22 protein-coding genes and 1 tRNA gene are annotated in these 15,016 nt (G+C 62.6%); 16 read left to right on the top strand and 7 right to left on the bottom strand.

Translation table 11 applies throughout. From position 1 onward, the window contains the following. Nucleotides 1–112 precede the first annotated feature (112 nt). The 3 genes from JG747_RS16400 (at nucleotide 113) to JG747_RS16390 (ending at nucleotide 1,814) form a co-directional block, all read left to right on the top strand. On the top strand, nucleotides 113–382 hold the full coding sequence (locus JG747_RS16400) for a hypothetical protein (RefSeq protein ID WP_019859292.1): 270 nt from the start codon (nucleotides 113–115) through the stop codon (nucleotides 380–382). A 114-nt stretch (nucleotides 383–496) separates the two neighbouring features. Further along, on the top strand, nucleotides 497–802 hold the full coding sequence (locus JG747_RS16395) for a hypothetical protein (protein ID WP_019859293.1): 306 nt from the start codon (nucleotides 497–499) through the stop codon (nucleotides 800–802). 259 nt (nucleotides 803–1,061) lie between these two features. After that, a complete protein-coding gene (locus tag JG747_RS16390) occupies nucleotides 1,062–1,814 on the top strand; it encodes a hypothetical protein (RefSeq protein WP_202359607.1) in 753 nt (250 codons plus the stop codon). 32 nt (nucleotides 1,815–1,846) lie between these two features. On the opposite strand, the gene JG747_RS16385 is transcribed toward JG747_RS16390, so the two are convergent. Then, nucleotides 1,847–2,272, bottom strand: coding sequence for a DoxX family protein (locus JG747_RS16385; protein WP_010910424.1), 426 nt, complete (start codon nucleotides 2,270–2,272; stop codon nucleotides 1,847–1,849). Between the two features lie 226 nt (nucleotides 2,273–2,498). Between JG747_RS16385 and JG747_RS16380 the strand changes: the two genes are divergently transcribed. Then, on the top strand, nucleotides 2,499–2,867 hold the full coding sequence (locus tag JG747_RS16380) for a VOC family protein (RefSeq protein ID WP_202359606.1): 369 nt from the start codon (nucleotides 2,499–2,501) through the stop codon (nucleotides 2,865–2,867). 55 nt (nucleotides 2,868–2,922) lie between these two features. Here the strand turns inward: JG747_RS16380 and JG747_RS16375 are convergent, their stop codons facing one another. Then, the gene (locus JG747_RS16375; protein ID WP_081295932.1) at nucleotides 2,923–3,882 is read right to left on the bottom strand and encodes a prohibitin family protein; all 960 of its coding nucleotides are present in this window, start codon (nucleotides 3,880–3,882) and stop codon (nucleotides 2,923–2,925) included. Nucleotides 3,883–4,718: 836 nt separating this feature from the next. Here JG747_RS16375 and JG747_RS16370 point away from each other — a divergent pair. The 4 genes from JG747_RS16370 (at nucleotide 4,719) to JG747_RS16355 (ending at nucleotide 6,184) form a co-directional block, all read left to right on the top strand. Beyond that, the gene (locus tag JG747_RS16370; RefSeq protein WP_010910426.1) at nucleotides 4,719–4,898 is read left to right on the top strand and encodes a DUF3606 domain-containing protein; all 180 of its coding nucleotides are present in this window, start codon (nucleotides 4,719–4,721) and stop codon (nucleotides 4,896–4,898) included. 203 nt (nucleotides 4,899–5,101) lie between these two features. Next, nucleotides 5,102–5,557: a GFA family protein gene (locus JG747_RS16365; protein ID WP_019859296.1), complete on the top strand. Its 456-nt coding sequence runs from the start codon at nucleotides 5,102–5,104 to the stop codon at nucleotides 5,555–5,557. Nucleotides 5,558–5,673: 116 nt separating this feature from the next. Beyond that, nucleotides 5,674–5,910, top strand: a complete 237-nt coding sequence (locus JG747_RS16360; RefSeq protein WP_019859297.1) for a DUF982 domain-containing protein — start codon at nucleotides 5,674–5,676, stop codon at nucleotides 5,908–5,910. Between the two features lie 28 nt (nucleotides 5,911–5,938). Beyond that, nucleotides 5,939–6,184 carry a DUF982 domain-containing protein gene (locus tag JG747_RS16355; RefSeq protein WP_019859298.1) on the top strand — a complete coding sequence of 82 codons (246 nt, stop codon included), beginning with the start codon at nucleotides 5,939–5,941 and terminating at the stop codon, nucleotides 6,182–6,184. Nucleotides 6,185–6,235: 51 nt separating this feature from the next. Here the strand turns inward: JG747_RS16355 and JG747_RS16350 are convergent, their stop codons facing one another. Together JG747_RS16350 and JG747_RS16345 are read right to left on the bottom strand one after the other, a co-directional pair. Then, nucleotides 6,236–6,373: a hypothetical protein gene (locus JG747_RS16350; protein WP_019859300.1), complete on the bottom strand. Its 138-nt coding sequence runs from the start codon at nucleotides 6,371–6,373 to the stop codon at nucleotides 6,236–6,238. Nucleotides 6,374–6,464: 91 nt separating this feature from the next. Further along, nucleotides 6,465–6,764 carry a hypothetical protein gene (locus tag JG747_RS16345; protein ID WP_202359605.1) on the bottom strand — a complete coding sequence of 100 codons (300 nt, stop codon included), beginning with the start codon at nucleotides 6,762–6,764 and terminating at the stop codon, nucleotides 6,465–6,467. 164 nt (nucleotides 6,765–6,928) lie between these two features. Between JG747_RS16345 and JG747_RS16340 the strand changes: the two genes are divergently transcribed. Next, nucleotides 6,929–7,831: an alpha/beta fold hydrolase gene (locus JG747_RS16340; protein WP_202359604.1), complete on the top strand. Its 903-nt coding sequence runs from the start codon at nucleotides 6,929–6,931 to the stop codon at nucleotides 7,829–7,831. Here the strand turns inward: JG747_RS16340 and JG747_RS16335 are convergent. Next, nucleotides 7,828–8,364, bottom strand: a complete 537-nt coding sequence (locus JG747_RS16335; protein WP_038647920.1) for an MgtC/SapB family protein — start codon at nucleotides 8,362–8,364, stop codon at nucleotides 7,828–7,830. The two genes, JG747_RS16340 and JG747_RS16335, sit on opposite strands and share 4 nt — an antisense overlap. Before the next feature lie 156 nt (nucleotides 8,365–8,520). On the opposite strand from JG747_RS16335, the gene JG747_RS16330 reads away from it, so the two are divergent. The 5 genes from JG747_RS16330 (at nucleotide 8,521) to JG747_RS16310 (ending at nucleotide 11,544) form a co-directional block, all read left to right on the top strand. After that, nucleotides 8,521–9,003 carry a pyridoxamine 5'-phosphate oxidase family protein gene (locus JG747_RS16330; protein ID WP_019859304.1) on the top strand — a complete coding sequence of 161 codons (483 nt, stop codon included), beginning with the start codon at nucleotides 8,521–8,523 and terminating at the stop codon, nucleotides 9,001–9,003. A 403-nt stretch (nucleotides 9,004–9,406) separates the two neighbouring features. Next, a complete protein-coding gene (locus JG747_RS16325) occupies nucleotides 9,407–9,703 on the top strand; it encodes a hypothetical protein (protein ID WP_202359603.1) in 297 nt (98 codons plus the stop codon). Nucleotides 9,704–9,740: 37 nt separating this feature from the next. After that, nucleotides 9,741–9,814, top strand: a tRNA-Gln gene (locus tag JG747_RS16320). Nucleotides 9,815–10,945: 1,131 nt separating this feature from the next. Continuing rightward, nucleotides 10,946–11,191, top strand: a complete 246-nt coding sequence (locus tag JG747_RS16315) for a DUF982 domain-containing protein (protein WP_019859307.1) — start codon at nucleotides 10,946–10,948, stop codon at nucleotides 11,189–11,191. 119 nt (nucleotides 11,192–11,310) lie between these two features. Beyond that, on the top strand, nucleotides 11,311–11,544 hold the full coding sequence (locus JG747_RS16310) for a DUF378 domain-containing protein (protein WP_019859308.1): 234 nt from the start codon (nucleotides 11,311–11,313) through the stop codon (nucleotides 11,542–11,544). 183 nt (nucleotides 11,545–11,727) lie between these two features. Here the strand turns inward: JG747_RS16310 and JG747_RS16305 are convergent, their stop codons facing one another. After that, nucleotides 11,728–12,885: a sensor histidine kinase gene (locus tag JG747_RS16305; protein ID WP_202359602.1), complete on the bottom strand. Its 1,158-nt coding sequence runs from the start codon at nucleotides 12,883–12,885 to the stop codon at nucleotides 11,728–11,730. Between the two features lie 78 nt (nucleotides 12,886–12,963). After that, nucleotides 12,964–13,203 (bottom strand): hypothetical protein, encoded by a 240-nt coding sequence (locus JG747_RS16300; protein WP_064981770.1) that lies wholly within the window; start codon nucleotides 13,201–13,203, stop codon nucleotides 12,964–12,966. Nucleotides 13,204–13,494: 291 nt separating this feature from the next. On the opposite strand from JG747_RS16300, the gene JG747_RS16295 reads away from it, so the two are divergent. Both JG747_RS16295 and JG747_RS16290 read left to right on the top strand, forming a co-directional pair. Continuing rightward, a complete protein-coding gene (locus JG747_RS16295) occupies nucleotides 13,495–13,779 on the top strand; it encodes a hypothetical protein (protein WP_223217711.1) in 285 nt (94 codons plus the stop codon). 186 nt (nucleotides 13,780–13,965) lie between these two features. Then, complete coding sequence (locus JG747_RS16290; protein ID WP_202362209.1) at nucleotides 13,966–14,970, top strand: aldo/keto reductase; 1,005 nt, start codon at nucleotides 13,966–13,968, stop codon at nucleotides 14,968–14,970. Nucleotides 14,971–15,016: the final 46 nt, after the last annotated feature.

Raw genomic sequence — 15,016 nt, 5'->3', positions numbered from 1 at the left:
GCGCCACTGATGCCCGCATTGGCTAGCCGGCTTTTCATCAGCCGGCAGCTGTGGGACCATCAGAAGAAGCTCATGGAATGATTCGCGTCGTACGGCCTTGTAGGAGAGGACGATGGACAGGCCAGCCATGGCATCCGTCTTCAGGATGCGGCATGCTCCAGCCACGGTTTCCGGTGTGCGCAGCACCGGTCAGGGCCAGGCTGATCCGATGATCCGCGTGAACTCGCTTGGCGACGCGATCCGCTTCGTCGCCAACGCCTACCCCAACTACGACATCAGCGCCGTCGCCATCACCTGCGGCGATCCGTCGATCCCGCGCCTCGGCAGCCTCGAGGTCAAGGCGGTGTGGCGCGAATATGGCGAGCGCCTGACGCAGGAATAGGCCGGTAGCACGAGCCAGCGCCTGCCGGCATCCCGGTTGAAACGGGCTCCGCGCCTGGCTTCGGATCGGAAACGCCGCTGGCGCGTTTCCTCTTTGGTCAATGGAGGGAACACCATGAACGTCGCCAATCTGCAACTCGAAGGCCTGCTGATGGCCGTCGCCTCGATCAACCACGTCCTGGTTCGCAAGGGGGTGCTGACTTCGGAGGAGATCGATATCGCGCTGCGCAAGGCCGAGGCCAGCGAAACCGGCGAGGAGCGGTCCAACGGCATGTCGGCGTCGAGCCGCGACGCCGTCAATTTTCCGATCCGGCTGCTGGAACTCGCCAACCAGTGCCAGCCGGAAGCCGACATGCCGTCCTTCTCGAAACTGGCCCGCATGGTCGGCCAGATGAAGGAACCCTACAACGATCAGATGTGATGACATCACGCAGGGGCGATTGAAATAGTTACGCTATTTGCGTTGCAAGAATTGTGCTCCCGCTGTTTCACACACTATTTTAGAGCGCCGATCATATTCGTTGCGCGCCTGCGGCACGCTTTGACTCTCCCCAATTTTAGTGCCGAATTCTTTGGCGATCTCGACGTCGATAAGATGAAAATTGGCCCTATGCAATTAAGAAAACCGCAACGCGGCAGCGATACTGATTGCAAGTCGGGCGAAGATGGGAGACGGGGTGTTGGTCGAGGACAATATTTGGGCGGCTTCGCTCGAAGTTTATATCCGCAACTGGAAATGGGTTGTCGGATACGTCTTCTTGGCCGGTGGACTAGCGTTGCTCAACAGGTTCATACACATCAACTCCGGAGCTTCAATCTTCGTCGGTGTAATGGTTTCGAGCTTCTTGGCGATTCCTGCTCACATCGCCGTTCTGACACAGCTTGATCCCGACCAGGTATCCGATTGGCTGAAGGAACGGCCCAAGGCATTCTTCACTTTCGTGAAGCGTTGCCTGTTGCTCGGCTTCCTCGGCGCGATAGGTCCACTTGCGTTTGGGATCGTCATGGTCATCGGCGGCATCCGTCCATCCGTCGCCATGCTGGCAGCGCTCCTGGTCTGGGTTCTTTCCGGCATCGCCGCGTTCGCGAAATGGGGCACCATGTTGCCTGCGGTCATTGCCGATGATGACCAAACGCTTGCAGTTGCCGGCCAACGCGGCTCCAAAGTGTTCGGCTATGCGTTCCCGCGTCTGCTGATCTCGTTCGGCTTGCTTACGGTATTGTTCGTAGCGATATTGATGTTGCTGGCCTCTCTGCTGGGCATCGATCCAAAGGATTCAAGCCCCGCGTCTTTTATCCTGCCTGTCATAGGCGCCATGATCGGCGCCTATCAAATCGTGATGACATCAGTCGTTTTGTCACGCTCGTACCTCAGGGCACAACCGGCTGCACGCCGGATGGCGGATAAGTCCTTGCTGTCCTTTCGAACCTGACAAACAACGACAAGCTGTGAGGCCAGGCCTGCTCATGCCCTGCCTGGCCAGCCCAGGTTCAGCGCCAGTACCCTGCCCGGGCCATGCACGGCGGCAAACAGCAGTCCGGCCATGAACGAAAAATGGTCGACGAAGAAGCCGAACTCGGCCTGGTTGCCGGCCCAGTGGCTGGGCCCGTGGAAGGCGAAGCCGAGGAACAGCACATAGGCGGCGGCTATCAGCGCTGCCTGTGTAAAGAAGGCGCCGCTCAGGAAGCACAGCACCAGCGCCACCTCGAGGATCGCCGCGCACCACGCCAGGAACAGCGGAAACGGAAAGCCGGCGGCTGCGATGAAGCCTGCGGTGGCACCCATGCCCATGAATTTGAAGGTCACCGCCATCAGGAAGACGGCGGCGAAGATCAGGCGGGCAATGAGAAGGGCCGCGGTCTGCCACGGCGATTGGGTGAAGTCCGACATGCTGTCTCTCCAGGGTTGCAATGGATATCGACCCAAGGACGAGCGACACCGTGCAGTTCCGACACCGGCCCGGAATTTTTTGTTCGCAAACGCTGCCGCGACGGACGTCGGCACCGGTCCGGCGCTTGCCGACAGGACGCCGTCGCCGGGCTGCAACCTTGCCGCGGTCTGCCTCGAAAGCTACCCTCAACAGGGGGGCTTGATCAGTTTGCGAGGAGAGCCAGCAATGGCGACGGTCCGGTATCTCGTCAGCGATGTCGAGTTGGCGATAGAATTCTACACCAGCCATCTGGGGTTCGCGCTGCGGCAGCAGTTCGGTCCGGCGATGGCCATCCTCAAGCGCGACGACCTGACGTTCTGGCTCGCCGGCCCGATGGCGTCGGCGGCAAGACCGATGCCCGATGGCCGTACGCCGCAGCCGGGCGGCTGGAACCGCATCGTGATCGAGGTGCAGGACCTGCCGGCGCTCTCCGCCCGGATGCGCGATGCCGGCGTGCCGTTCCGCAACGAGATCGTCGACGGCCCCGGCGGCCGCCAGATCCTTTGCGAGGACCCGTCCGGCAACGTGGTCGAGCTTTTTGAACCAAGGGCATGATTCCCTCCCGAAGCCCGCGGGATGATCATTTGGCCCTTCGTTGCCTCGCCTGGACCTAGTTCGCCACCGGCGCCGGCGTGCTGAGTTCGAGGAACGGCACCGTCGATCCGGGGATCATCGACTTCGGTAACTGCCCGTCCCACTTCTCGGCCTTGGTCAATTCGACCAGCAGTGGATTGTTGGCGAGGGCGGCGGCGCGCGCCTTGATCGCTTCGGCGGTCGCCTCGCCTTCGATCTTTGTCTTGTAGGCGCTGGCCTCGGCTTCCGCCTTCACGCTGTCGGCACGGCCCTTGGCCTGGGTGACCGCGATGTCGGCCTTGATCTTTTCCTGCTGCAGGTTCTGTTCCTGCTTCTGCACTTCCACCTGCGCCGTCATCCTTGCCTCGACCGCCTGCTCATAGGCGTCTGAAAAGTCGATGTTTTCGACCTGGACGCTGTCGATCATCACCGGGCCGTCGGTCACAGACGAGATGGCGTCGGCGACATCCTTGTTGAACTTGGCGCGGTTCTGGATCACCGACACGGCGTCGTACTGGCCGAACACCGTCTTGATCTCCTGCGGTGCCTTGCGGGCGATGACCCGGTCGGCCAGCGCTTCGATCGACCCGTAATTGGTGTAGACGTTGGAGACCTCCGCCTCCGGCACGTGGAAATTGACGGTGACGCGCATGTCGGCCGGCTGCTGGTCACGCGAATAAGCCTGCATGGCCGGCAAATTGCCGCAATCGCTCTGGTTCTCGCAGCCCCATTTCAACACCTGCTGGCGCAGGCTGATCTTCTCGACCCGCTGTAGCCAGGGCAGTTTGAAATGCAGGCCGGGATCGACGACCGAACTCAATGCGCCATTGGTCAACAGCACGCCGCGGTCGCCCTGGTCGATCGTGTACCAGGACCCCATGACGGCACCGACCAGCGCCAACACGATGGCCAGTGCGACAATGCCGCTGCCGATCGAGCGCGACCCGACGGCACCGTGCAGTTGGGCACGGTTCGAATTCCCTTGCGTGTCAGTCATTGGCAACCCCCGTTGTCATTGCCCGATCCCAGGATTGCACGGAATCATGCCGGCAAGATTGCTGAGATGTGGAGTGCCGCGGCCGTCCGCGCCAGTAAAATCGGATTATTTTCGGTTGCCAGCTGATAGCATCATCCTCCCCGGCCAGGGGGGAATCGACCATGGCCAAAAGCGATGACTATCGCCGCGCGGCGGCATCCGGCGATGGTTGCTGCCAGGATTGGCGGGAGATGCTCGTCCCCATGTCGACCCGCTGCTCGACAAGGTCGAGGCCGCCGGCTGGGATCGCGGCAAGGCCGCGTCTCGCCGCCAGACTGAACGCTGACCGAGGCCGACGCGCCAGGCCCTTGGCGCCAACGTTCAACAACAATTTGCGATCCTGAAACTTGTCCGTAACCGGCAAAGTGATATTGTAGACATGGCTAATGTACAGGCATGTCCGGTGCATCCATTTGGGGGGTAAGTTTTGGGCGCGAGCGTCAGGTTCAGGACGGGGTCCTATCTGGTCCGGTCACCGGTCCTCGAGTGTAGCGGCTGTGGCGGCACCGGGCAGGTTTTCCAATGCCCACGCTGGACAAGCTCCAACGGGCTTTGCTGTCCCGCCGGCACGCATCAGCGCGGCTGTCCCGGCGCCAGCGCGCCTTGCGCCGAATGCGGCGAGGGGATCCCCACGCCGCTGGCCCCGCCCCGGCCTGACAGCCTGCGATCCGCGTCCGGCAGGCTTCTGTCCGCCGTCTGCCATGGAACCAGCAGCGCCGATCGCTGTTATGTCTGATCGCGGCATCCTATATACTGGTGTTCCGCGACCGTGCGGCTGACAGAAAGCGAGGCACGCAATGCCCGACGACAAAACGAAGATCAAGCAGGACCGCAAGCTGGTTTCGAGCGAGGAGACCTATGAGGTCGCCGCCTTCGCGCGCAAATACGGCATCCCGCAGAGCGAAGCCCAGACCATCATCAAGCGCTACGGCCCGTCGCGCAAGAAGCTCGACAACCACATGGCCGCGCGCGGCTAGGCAGCGAGCCGCAACCATTTCGCCGGCATTGCGTTGAAGGATGCTGCGGGCCACATCGAACGGGTTGGTAGCACCAACCTGTTCGGCGGTACGATGAACCGGATTTTTTCCCGGTTTCTGACCAACGAAATGGCGAGCATCTGTTCTGCCCGGCCCCCGGCGTGCCAGACTGACGAAAGCCAGACCGAGGGAGGGCCGCGATCATGTCCGACACCACACGCAGAACCGGCAGTTGCCTGTGCGGCGGCGTGCATTTCGTCGTCACCGGCCAGCCAACACGCGTCGGCCTTTGCCACTGCAAGGACTGCCGCAAGGCCAGCGGCTCGGCCTATTCGGCCTTCGCCATCTGGCCGCGCGACGCCTTCGAGACATCGGGCGAAGTCGCCTCTTACGGCACGCGCAGCTTCTGCCCGACCTGCGGGGGCCGCGTCGCCTGGATCGGCGACGATGAAGTCGAGGTGATGCTCGGCAGCCTCGACGTCGCGCCGACCGACCTGGAGCCGCAATATGAATTGTGGATCAGCCGCCGCGAGACCTGGCTGCATGCCTTGCCCGGCACCGAACAGTTCGAGCACGACCGGCCCCTTGATGGGCCAGCGCCGGAAGACGCCGCTCCGCCGCCACCGCGACCTTTGTCCGACGCCGTCGCGCACGACTGAAAATTGATCTTTCGGGCCTGGAACCCTCCCTTGTCGACGGCGTTATCCGGCGCCCCTCAAAGTACCGTTGTCCCACATCCGCGGTCACTGTCGGGCGACATGCACGGAGACTTCAGTTGAACGACAAGATGTTCCCCCGACCAATCCGCCTGAAATTCTCCCCCGAGCGTGAACGCGTCGTGCGTAGCGCCTGGGAGGGCCTGGAATGCCTCGGTGACTGGCCGGCCGGCCAGGGCCGGCGATACCGGGCGGCGCTGCGCTCCTGCCGCGACGCGCTGGACGGCTGGACGCCGCCGGAAAAGGCGATGCGGGCGATGATCGACGCCGCGCGCGAAGCCCGCATCCTCCAATAATAGCGGGAAAACCGGAGGTGGGAAAACAATGGCCGAAATGATGCTGTCGACACCGGTGCGGATCAAGCCGCACGGCTCGGACACGATCCGTGAGGTGGCGACCCTGCAGGACGCCAGTGAAATCCTGATCGACTGGCCGCATGCCAGCCGCGGTCCTTTCTACCAGGCCGCGCGCGAAAAGATCGAGGCGGCCCTGGAAGACAAGGACGGCGCGGCACAGGCGCAGGAAGCCTTCACGGCGCTGTGCGATCATGCCGGCGTGCTGGTCCGCTAACCCAAGAAAGCAGGCGATGCCCCTCGCCTGCTTCTCTGTTGATGCCGATCCCTATTTTTGCGTGGGCAGATCGCCATCCACGATCGGATGAGAGGTCTCGAACCCAAAACTCTTCGGCGCCATCAGCATCAGGACGATGACGATGGCGATAGAGGCAATAAACGTGGCTGTGCTGGCAATATCTCTCAATGCCCCGTCCTTTCAAATTGAATTCCTGAAAGAAACGTTTCGTCGGATACGAGGTTCCGTCTTGCGGAGATAACGCCACCAGCCAAGCTTTCTACTTGGCGGGCGGCTGGGCCGGCACTTCGCCCGGCTTGATCACCGGTGTCTTGCCTACGTCGGGCGCCGGCGTGGCCATGCCCTGGTCGCCGGTGGCCGGCGGCTTCAGCACCCCGCCGCAATCATTGAGCTTTTCGCTCAGATTTCCGCCACCTGGCTGCTGCTTGCCTTGATCGGGCTGGACCCGGCATTTGTCGGCCTGTGGGGCCGGGTTGTCGGTGCCCTGCTGCTGATCCGTCTGTGCAGCCGCCGGCGCGGCCAGGGCCAGCATCAGCGACGCGATAACCAGAGGTTTCATCCGAGCCTCCTTTTGCTTTTTCTTACTTTGACGGCCGCCCGCGGCAGCCTTCCTCGCAGGGACAACGCCCAACCGCGCGAAAGGTTGGCGAACAAAGGTGGACACCGAGCGACCGCCCGCAACCAAATCCGGCCTCCGGCCGTTGCCGGCAAGGAGGCACCACCATGTTCGGTAAGTTTCAGTCGATGGAAATCGATACCGGCGAAGCCGGCATATTTATCCGCCGTGCGGGCAACGGTCCGGCGCTGCTGCTCCTGCACGGTTTTCCGCAGACCCATCTGATGTGGCGCGACGTGGCGCCTGAATTGGCCGAGCGGTTTACCGTCATCTGCGCCGACCTGCGCGGCTACGGCGCCAGCGCGTGCCCTTCGTCCGACAGCGCTCATGCCCCTTACGCCAAACGGGCCATGGCCGCCGACATGGCTGCCCTGATGGCCAAACTCGGCTTCGGCAGCTTCATGGTCGCCGGCCATGATCGCGGTGGGCGGGTCGCCTACCGCATGGCACTCGATCATCCCGGCCGCGTTGAAAAGCTCGCGGTGCTGGACATCGTCGCAACGGCCGACGCCTGGGATCGGGCCGACGCCAGATTGGCGCAGGGCTACTGGCCCTGGTCGCTGCTGGCGCAGCCCGAGCCCTTGCCGGAATTGATGCTGGCGGGAGCCGCCGAGGCGGTCGTCGACAACGCGCTCGGCGGCTGGGGATCGTCGCCGTCGGCATTTCCGCCCGAGGTGCGCCAGGCCTATGTCGATGCCTTGCGCGATCCCGCCCACATCCACGCCATCTGCGAGGAATACCGCGCGGCGGCGACGCTCGACCGCGAGCACGACCATGCCGACAAGGCCGCCGGCCGGCGTATCCGCTGTCCGGTGCTGGCGCTGTGGAGCGGGCAAGGCGCGCTTGCCGACTGGTACGCGGGCGAAGGCGGGCCGCTGGCTCTTTGGCGAGGCTGGGCCGATGATGTCCGCGGCCAAGCCATGCCCGGCGGCCATTTCTTCCCCGAGGAGGCGTGGCAAAAAACCGCCCGGGCATTGGCGAATTTCTTCGGCGAACCAGATCGCGCCTAGTGGTCGACCTTGCCTGCACTATCGCCCGAGCGAGGAGACGGCGCACCGCGATCCCCTTTTATGTCTTGCGGGTGGGGACCGAGCCGATAGACCAGCCCCGCGACGACCAGCACGATCAGCGTGGCAAGACCGGCCACTTGCCACAGGCCGAGACCGCATGCGACGCCGATCGCGCCGGCGAGCCACATCCCGGCGCCTGTAGTCAGCCCGTGCACCTCTCCACGCGAAAACAGGATTGACCCGGCGGCGAGAAAGGCAACGCCGGCAGTCACCGCCTCGACCACGCGGATCGGATCGACCTTGACGGAGTCCTGCGCGAACATTGGCGCATGGACAATCTCGATGGTGAGGATGCCGAAGGTGGCAGCGGCCACGCAGATCAGGATGTGGGTGCGCAGCCCGGCGGGACGGTTGCGCCATTCGCGCTCGAAGCCGATCACCGCGCCGTAAAGCGCCGCGAGCAGCAAACGCGCGGCAATGACCGGGAACGAGGTGTAGCTCGGATGGCCGAATTCCTCGACGAGTTGTTCCATGATTCCCTCTGAATATCTGGAGTGCACAACGTGGACGACGTGCGGGAGTTCCGTCCACGAGGCGAGCGGGTGGAACCTGCCGTCTCCGATGCGCGACAGGGAACCTTGCCAAGCGGACGGAGTTGCGTTCTCGACCTTTGAACCAGGAGGAAACTGATGGCCATTGAGAAAAACGACCTCGACCGTGTCTGGAAGCTGATGGATAAGATAGGCTTCTGCATGTTGGCCACCCGCGAAGGCGACGACATCCGCTCGCGACCGATGGCGGCGCATGTCGTGCGGGGTGAGAACGCCGTTTACTTCCTCACCGACGTCGATAGCCACAAGGATGATGAGATCGAGGCGGAGCCTAATGTCGCCTTGGCCTTTGCCGATTCCGGTGGACAGAAATACGTCTCCGTCAGCGGACAGGCGGAAGTCTCCAATGACCGCGCCAAGATCAAGGAATTGTGGTCGACACCGGCCAAGGCCTGGTGGGACAGCGCTGACGATCCGGCGATCCGCGTGCTCAAGATCACCCCAAAGGATGCTCAGTACTGGGACAGTCCCGGCACAGTGGTCAGTTATGTGAAGATGCTGGCGGCGGCAGTCAGCGACAGCCGTCCGGAGATTGGCGATAGCGGCAAGGTCAGAATGTAGCTCCGACAGCGCAGGTCGCGCCCGCGGTGCGGCCTGCATTGCATCGTGCGGTAGGTTTGACTGACGGAAAAGTTCTAGCCGCGTCGGGAAGGCCGAGAGTGGCCGCTATCGTCCTGATGCTGCGTGCCAGGCGGATCGGCCCTTTGCGGGCACTCCTCGAAGCGGTGGTCTCGGCCGCCGCAGAAGGAACAGCACATGGCTTCGCGGCCCTCGTTTCCGGGCCACCATTGCGGCGTTTCGTAAGGCTTCCTGCCATCCATGACCAGCAATGCGCGATGCCCGATTTGGTTGCGTGGGCGGCCACCGCGTCTTGCCCGCGCAATGCGCGGCCCGTCGCGGAACCGGCGGACACATCCCGGGTTTTATGGGACAATGCAGCATCCTGAACCAAAGAGAAGCCGTCATGCCCGCTCGCCTTCCTGTCCTGTTGATGTCCTTGGGCGCCGTGCTCGCGGCGACCGCTGCAGCCGAGGCCCGCCCCGACAGCCGAGGCATGAGTTGTGCCGAGATCCGGGCCATGATCCAGAGCCGTCGCGCCGTGGTGCTGACCACGGGACCGAACACCTATGACCGCTATGTCAGGCAGTTCGGCAATGAATGCGATTGGCCGGAAGTGCCGATGTCGGCCTATATCCCGGCGCGCGACGGGCACTGCCCGGTCTATCGCTGCGAAGAGCCGGTCGACAACTTCCCGAATTGACGCCTCGCCGTCCTGACGGCATAAGCATCCGAGCTTCTCCCGCTTCGTCTAATGGTAGGACAGCGCCCTTTGAAGGCGTGAATCGTGGTTCGAGCCCATGAGCGGGAACCAGCCACAATCAGATCGCTGGCTTCTGGACCTTCCTTCTGTCGAACATCCACCGCATGAGGGATGTTCAGGACATGGCCCCGGACAAGAACGCAAAGCCGCCTTCCCCGGTGTCTCGGCGGCAATCGAGCGGGCACATCCCACCGTGTTTGCAACCGAGCCCCAAGCCTACCTTCCGCGATCACACCATAGGCTAACGCGGCCACGTGGTTCACAGTGCAATCACAAGCGGTCGATTCCTTCGGGATGTAGCCACTGCGAAAGCCCGCTGCGGGTCGCTCCCGTGGCGGGCTTTTCCCATGGGGACCAATGGCTCTCGCGCAAAGGTCTGATGTAACCGCTTTGGTTCCGGTATCGTCCATTGGACGTTCCGTTACTTTATCCAATCGCGATATACATCTCCTTCATTTGAATGCTTCAGTTGAATTGGACGTGCCGCATATATGGCCAGCCGGCAGCCGCCCCAAGCCGGTTAGGCCCGGTGCGCTGCTTTCCCCAACCAGAGGTGTACCGGGCCGCCCTAAGGATGAAAGCCCGCGCTCTCGGCCAGAGGCGCGCGGGCCGATCGGAAGCCCGATCTTCGGCAGAGATGCCCCCGCCCTGCCGACAAACACAAACAATTAGAAACGACTAATGTTCCATCAGCCCGTCATTCATCTTCGATCGAATGCCGGTTTCCCGTCGCGGCAAAATCGCCACTCAATTAGCAGGGACTTAATTAGCTATTTTGGATTTTAACGAATCGTTGACCGCGCTGTCCTATTTTGGAACAGCGCGGTCAAACCCCAACCGGACCGCGTAGGCGGCTCCGGCAACCCGGCCCCCGTTGCACTGCCGGAGCCGCCACCACACCCATATAAAATACCAGCAATGGTTGAATCAACAGTTACCACGCGTGCTTTCCAGTGCGCTAACGACGCCATTTTCCAGGCAGTGCCAACGGATCGGGGAACGCGTTCCGCTTCGATCGAGAAAGCCCGCAGGACCTTCAGGTCTCGCGCCTCGTGCGTATCCCCGAGCCAACATTCGAAGATGTCGCCACAGCAGTGCCCAGCCTCACGCGACAGTGATTGGAACCGGTGAAACCTTGCGCCGACATGCGCGTTTTTCGCCGGCAACCTTGTCGAGGTTCCAATGCAACCTGCATGGTTCTCCAAGCCGGTGGTGGTTTCGGTCGGCGTGGCCGGCGCCACCCGCCACCTGTCCAATACACAGCAGGCCATTGAATTGCTGACGACACATTGGCGCGACGCCGGCAGCCTGAAACATCAGTCCGCGCTGCGCGCCTGCCGCCAAGCGACAAGCGGCGACGTGCCTCCCGATATCGCCAGGGAGGCTCTGATCGAGGCCGCGCGCGAGGCGCATATACTGGTCGAGTAGCCCGCGCCCCATTCACGGATCGCAACCCTCGTTCACAGTTTCGTGATCGAGGGAACCGTTTGAAACGGCAGGCGTTTTTTTGCAGGCGTCTTTTTGTCAGGCAACATCAGGAGGCGTTTATGCGCATCATGAACCTCGTCACGCTCGCCCTCATCATCCTCGGCGGTCTCAACTGGCTGTCCATGGGTGTGACCGGCTATGACGTAATCGGCACGGTCCTTGGGGGCGCCATGCTGGCCCGCCTGGCCTATCTGATCATAGGCCTTGCAGCCATATGGCAGCTCATGCCGGGCTTCCAGAGCTTCACCGTTGGGGAAGTCGACGCCGAAAGGCATCTCCCGCATCACCGGTGACCGGCAAGCCGGGGCGGCGGAAAACCTGCCGCCCCGGTTGGACACGACGCCCTTGGCTGGCTGTGTCCATCGCCTGATTATCGCTGGTCTTGAACAGTGCCGCGATTGCAGTGGCAATCAAAATCCAACCGTTGCCGGACGGAGAAACGACGCCAATCTCTTTTTACGGGGCATACGGGACGTTCAGATGCCGAAGCCCAGCGCGGCGCCGTCGTCGCCTTCGATGCCGGCTTGCGGCACGATGATCGATGCCAGCGGTGCACTGAGGCGCCAGCTGAGACGGCCGGGCGAGCGCTCCAGTTGAGCCGAACCGCCCAGCGACTGCGGCGCCACCCGCTGCAGGACGACGGTGCCGAACCCCTTGCGCGCACTCTCGTCCCCCTTGTCGTCCGGGCGAGGCGTGGAAGTCTCGGTCCAGAGCAGCTGGAAGTCGCGTCCGCCCGATGCGCCGACACTCCTGCCCAAGTCCTTGGCACCTAAGTCCTTGGCACCCAAGTCCTGGGTGCCGGAGCCTTGGGCGCTTGAGCCTATTGTCCAGGTGATCTCGACCTGGCCGTCTTCACTGCCCAGCGCGCCATATTTGGAGGAATTCGTGCCAAGCTCGTGGAAAGCCATGCCGAGATTCTGTACCGCATTCGACTGCAGCGTCAGGACCGGGCCGGAGAGCAGGATCTGCTCCTCGCGGCCGAAAGGCTTCAGATGTTCCTGGATCAGGTCGAACAGGCTGGCGCCGGCCCACTCCGAGGTGACGAGCAGATCATGCGAACGCGACAGCGCCATGATGCGGGCGCGGATCAGTTCCTCGAACTCCCGCGGGTCGCTCGAGCGCTTGCTCGTCTCCCTGACCATCGACAGGATGACCGCGAACTGGTTCTTGACGCGATGGTTGACCTCCCGCATCAAAAGCCTGATGCGGCGCTCGCTCTCCTTTGCGGCGGAAATGTCGCGGGCGATCTTGGAGGCGCCGACGATCTCGCCATTGGCGTTCTTGATCGGCGAAACCGTGAGCGAGACGGAGATAAGCGCGCCGTCCTTGCGCCTTCGCGTCGTCTCATAACTCGCCACGCGGTGGCCACCGCGAACCCTGCTGATGATCTCGGTCTCCTCGCTCTTGAGGTGATCGGGAATGAGCATCAGGATCGACTGACCGACGGCTTCCTCGGCGGTGTAGCCGAACATGCGTTCAGCCGCCAGGTTCCAGCTCGTGATGATGCTGGTCAAATCCTTGCTGATGATGGCATCGAAAGAGGAATCGACGATGGCCGCGAGGCGTGCGTCGGCGGTCGCGCTCTGTTTTTCGTTGTTTGTTGCCGTCGCCGCCACGATTTCGCTCATTGGCATGAGGTAGCGCGCAAGCGGATCAAGACAATCTCCCCGGACGCAATTCACATAGGCGGCGCGCCACGGATGAAGCAAGCTTCACTCCGAAGGCCGATCGCTTGTCTTGCCGTCGCCTTCGGGCAGCACGCCGAATTCCTGCGACTTGACGCCCTGCTCGGCCGTCAGGAACCCGTCCGAGGAAAGACCGCGCCGCAGCAGCTCCCGGACCGCTGCCGAGCGGCTCGGCATGCGCTTTTCGAAGCGCCAGTTTTCCAGCGCCGCCAGTTCGTCCGTGGTGAGCATGATCTGCAGCCGTTCCGGGCGTTCCAGTTCAGCCATGTGCGCGCTCCTCGCTCAGGACTAAAAATACGGTGAGTTAGTATCTAACTCATTCAGCTTCTAATTATGGTAACACCCATTACGCGTCAAGGCCGGCCAGTGAGCCCTCCGCACATCAAACGCATGATGCTCATCGAACGTCTGATACGCATTCCTGTAATTTCACTAACTAACTGATTTTATTTGTATATTTCACAGATTTTACTTGCCAGGCCGACACCCCGGGCGCATGCTCCAATCTGAACAGAAAACCGTTCCCTTTGGGAGGTTTCGATGCGGTACGATTACTCCATGCGCCTGCGCGATGACGTCAATTCAGCGGTCGAGAAGGCGTTCAAGACGGCCGGCATCGTCAACATTACGGTGACGGCCGAGCAGGTCAGGGTCATGAATCTGGCCGAGAATGTCGCGCTCGAGGATGTTGAATACCTGGTTTTGCAGGCTGCCCAAATGCTTGGAGCGGCAATCGAATTCGACACGTTGGGCAGCGGGTTGGTGCTGTCTGGAAACGGCGTCGAGGGTGATGAACCAGTGATCAGCCCCCTCATCCTTTCGCAGCCAGCCTCGATCCAGTGATGCCGCTCCGACGCGGCGCCCTCCGGTCGTGGCGTCGCTTCCAACATGTGAACGGATGGCTCCGGTCCGAGCCTGCACGGTGCCTGGCACCCTTGATCACAGTCGGTTGAGGTGGCGCTGGACACCTATGGCAACTGAGCACACGCTCTATATGGTGCTGCAAACCCCAAACGGAGCAGCGCAGCCATGATCCTCGCGACACGAAAACTCGGCAGCCAGGGATTGAAGGTCTCGGCCATCGGCCTCGGCTGCATGGGCATGAGCCAGTCCTACGGCCCGGCCGACGAGGCCGAGTCCATCGCCACGCTGCACCGCGCCATCGAACTTGGCTGCACCTTCCTGGATACCGCCGAGGTCTATGGCCCGCACACCAACGAGGCATTGCTCGGCCGGGCGCTGAAGGGCAAGCGCGACCAGGTGACGATCGCCACCAAATTCGGCTTCCGCATCGAAAACGGCAAGCAGCTCAGCGGCGTCGACAGCCGGCCCGAGCATATCCGCGAGGTTGTGGAAGCCTCGCTCGGCCGGCTCGCCACCGACCATATCGACCTGCTCTACCAGCACCGCGTCGACCCTGATGTGCCGATGGAGGATGTCGCCGGCGCAGTCGGCAAGCTTGTGGCCGAGGGCAAGGTGCGCTTTTTCGGCCTGTCGGAGGCCGGTAGCGCCAACATCCGCCGGGCGCATGCCGTCTTTCCCGTCTCGGCGCTGCAGAGTGAATATTCGCTGTGGGAGCGCAATCTGGAGCCGGAGATCATCCCGCTGCTCAAGGAACTCGGCATTGGCCTGGTACCCTTCTCGCCGCTCGGCCGCGGCTTCCTCACCGGTGATGTCAGGCGCGCCGAGGATTATCCGGAAGGCGACTATCGCCGCAACGACCCGCGCTACCAGGGCGAGAACTACGACGCCAATGTCGAGGCGGCCGGCACGGTGCGCGACATCGCGGCCGCCCGGGGCGTCAAGCCAGGACAGATCGCGCTGGCCTGGCTGCTCGGCAAAGGCAGCGATTTCGCTGTCGATATCGTGCCGATCCCCGGCACCAAGCGCAGAAAATATCTGGAGGAGAACGTCGCCGCCACCTCGCTGAAACTCGACGCCGCCGAAATGGCCGCGCTGGACGAGGCGCTGGCGCCAGGAAAAATCTCCGGCCCGCGCTACGGCGAGCGCGGCATGGCGATGGTCGATCGATAGCTCGTCTCGATCGCGCGGCGAAGGCCCGGCGGCAATCATTACCGGA

Source organism: Mesorhizobium sp. 131-3-5, from assembly GCF_016756575.1.
Classification (GTDB): Bacteria; Pseudomonadota; Alphaproteobacteria; order Rhizobiales; family Rhizobiaceae; genus Mesorhizobium; species Mesorhizobium jarvisii.
Note: the sequence above shows the minus strand (reverse complement) of the source record. Positions and strands in the feature narration are given on the sequence as shown.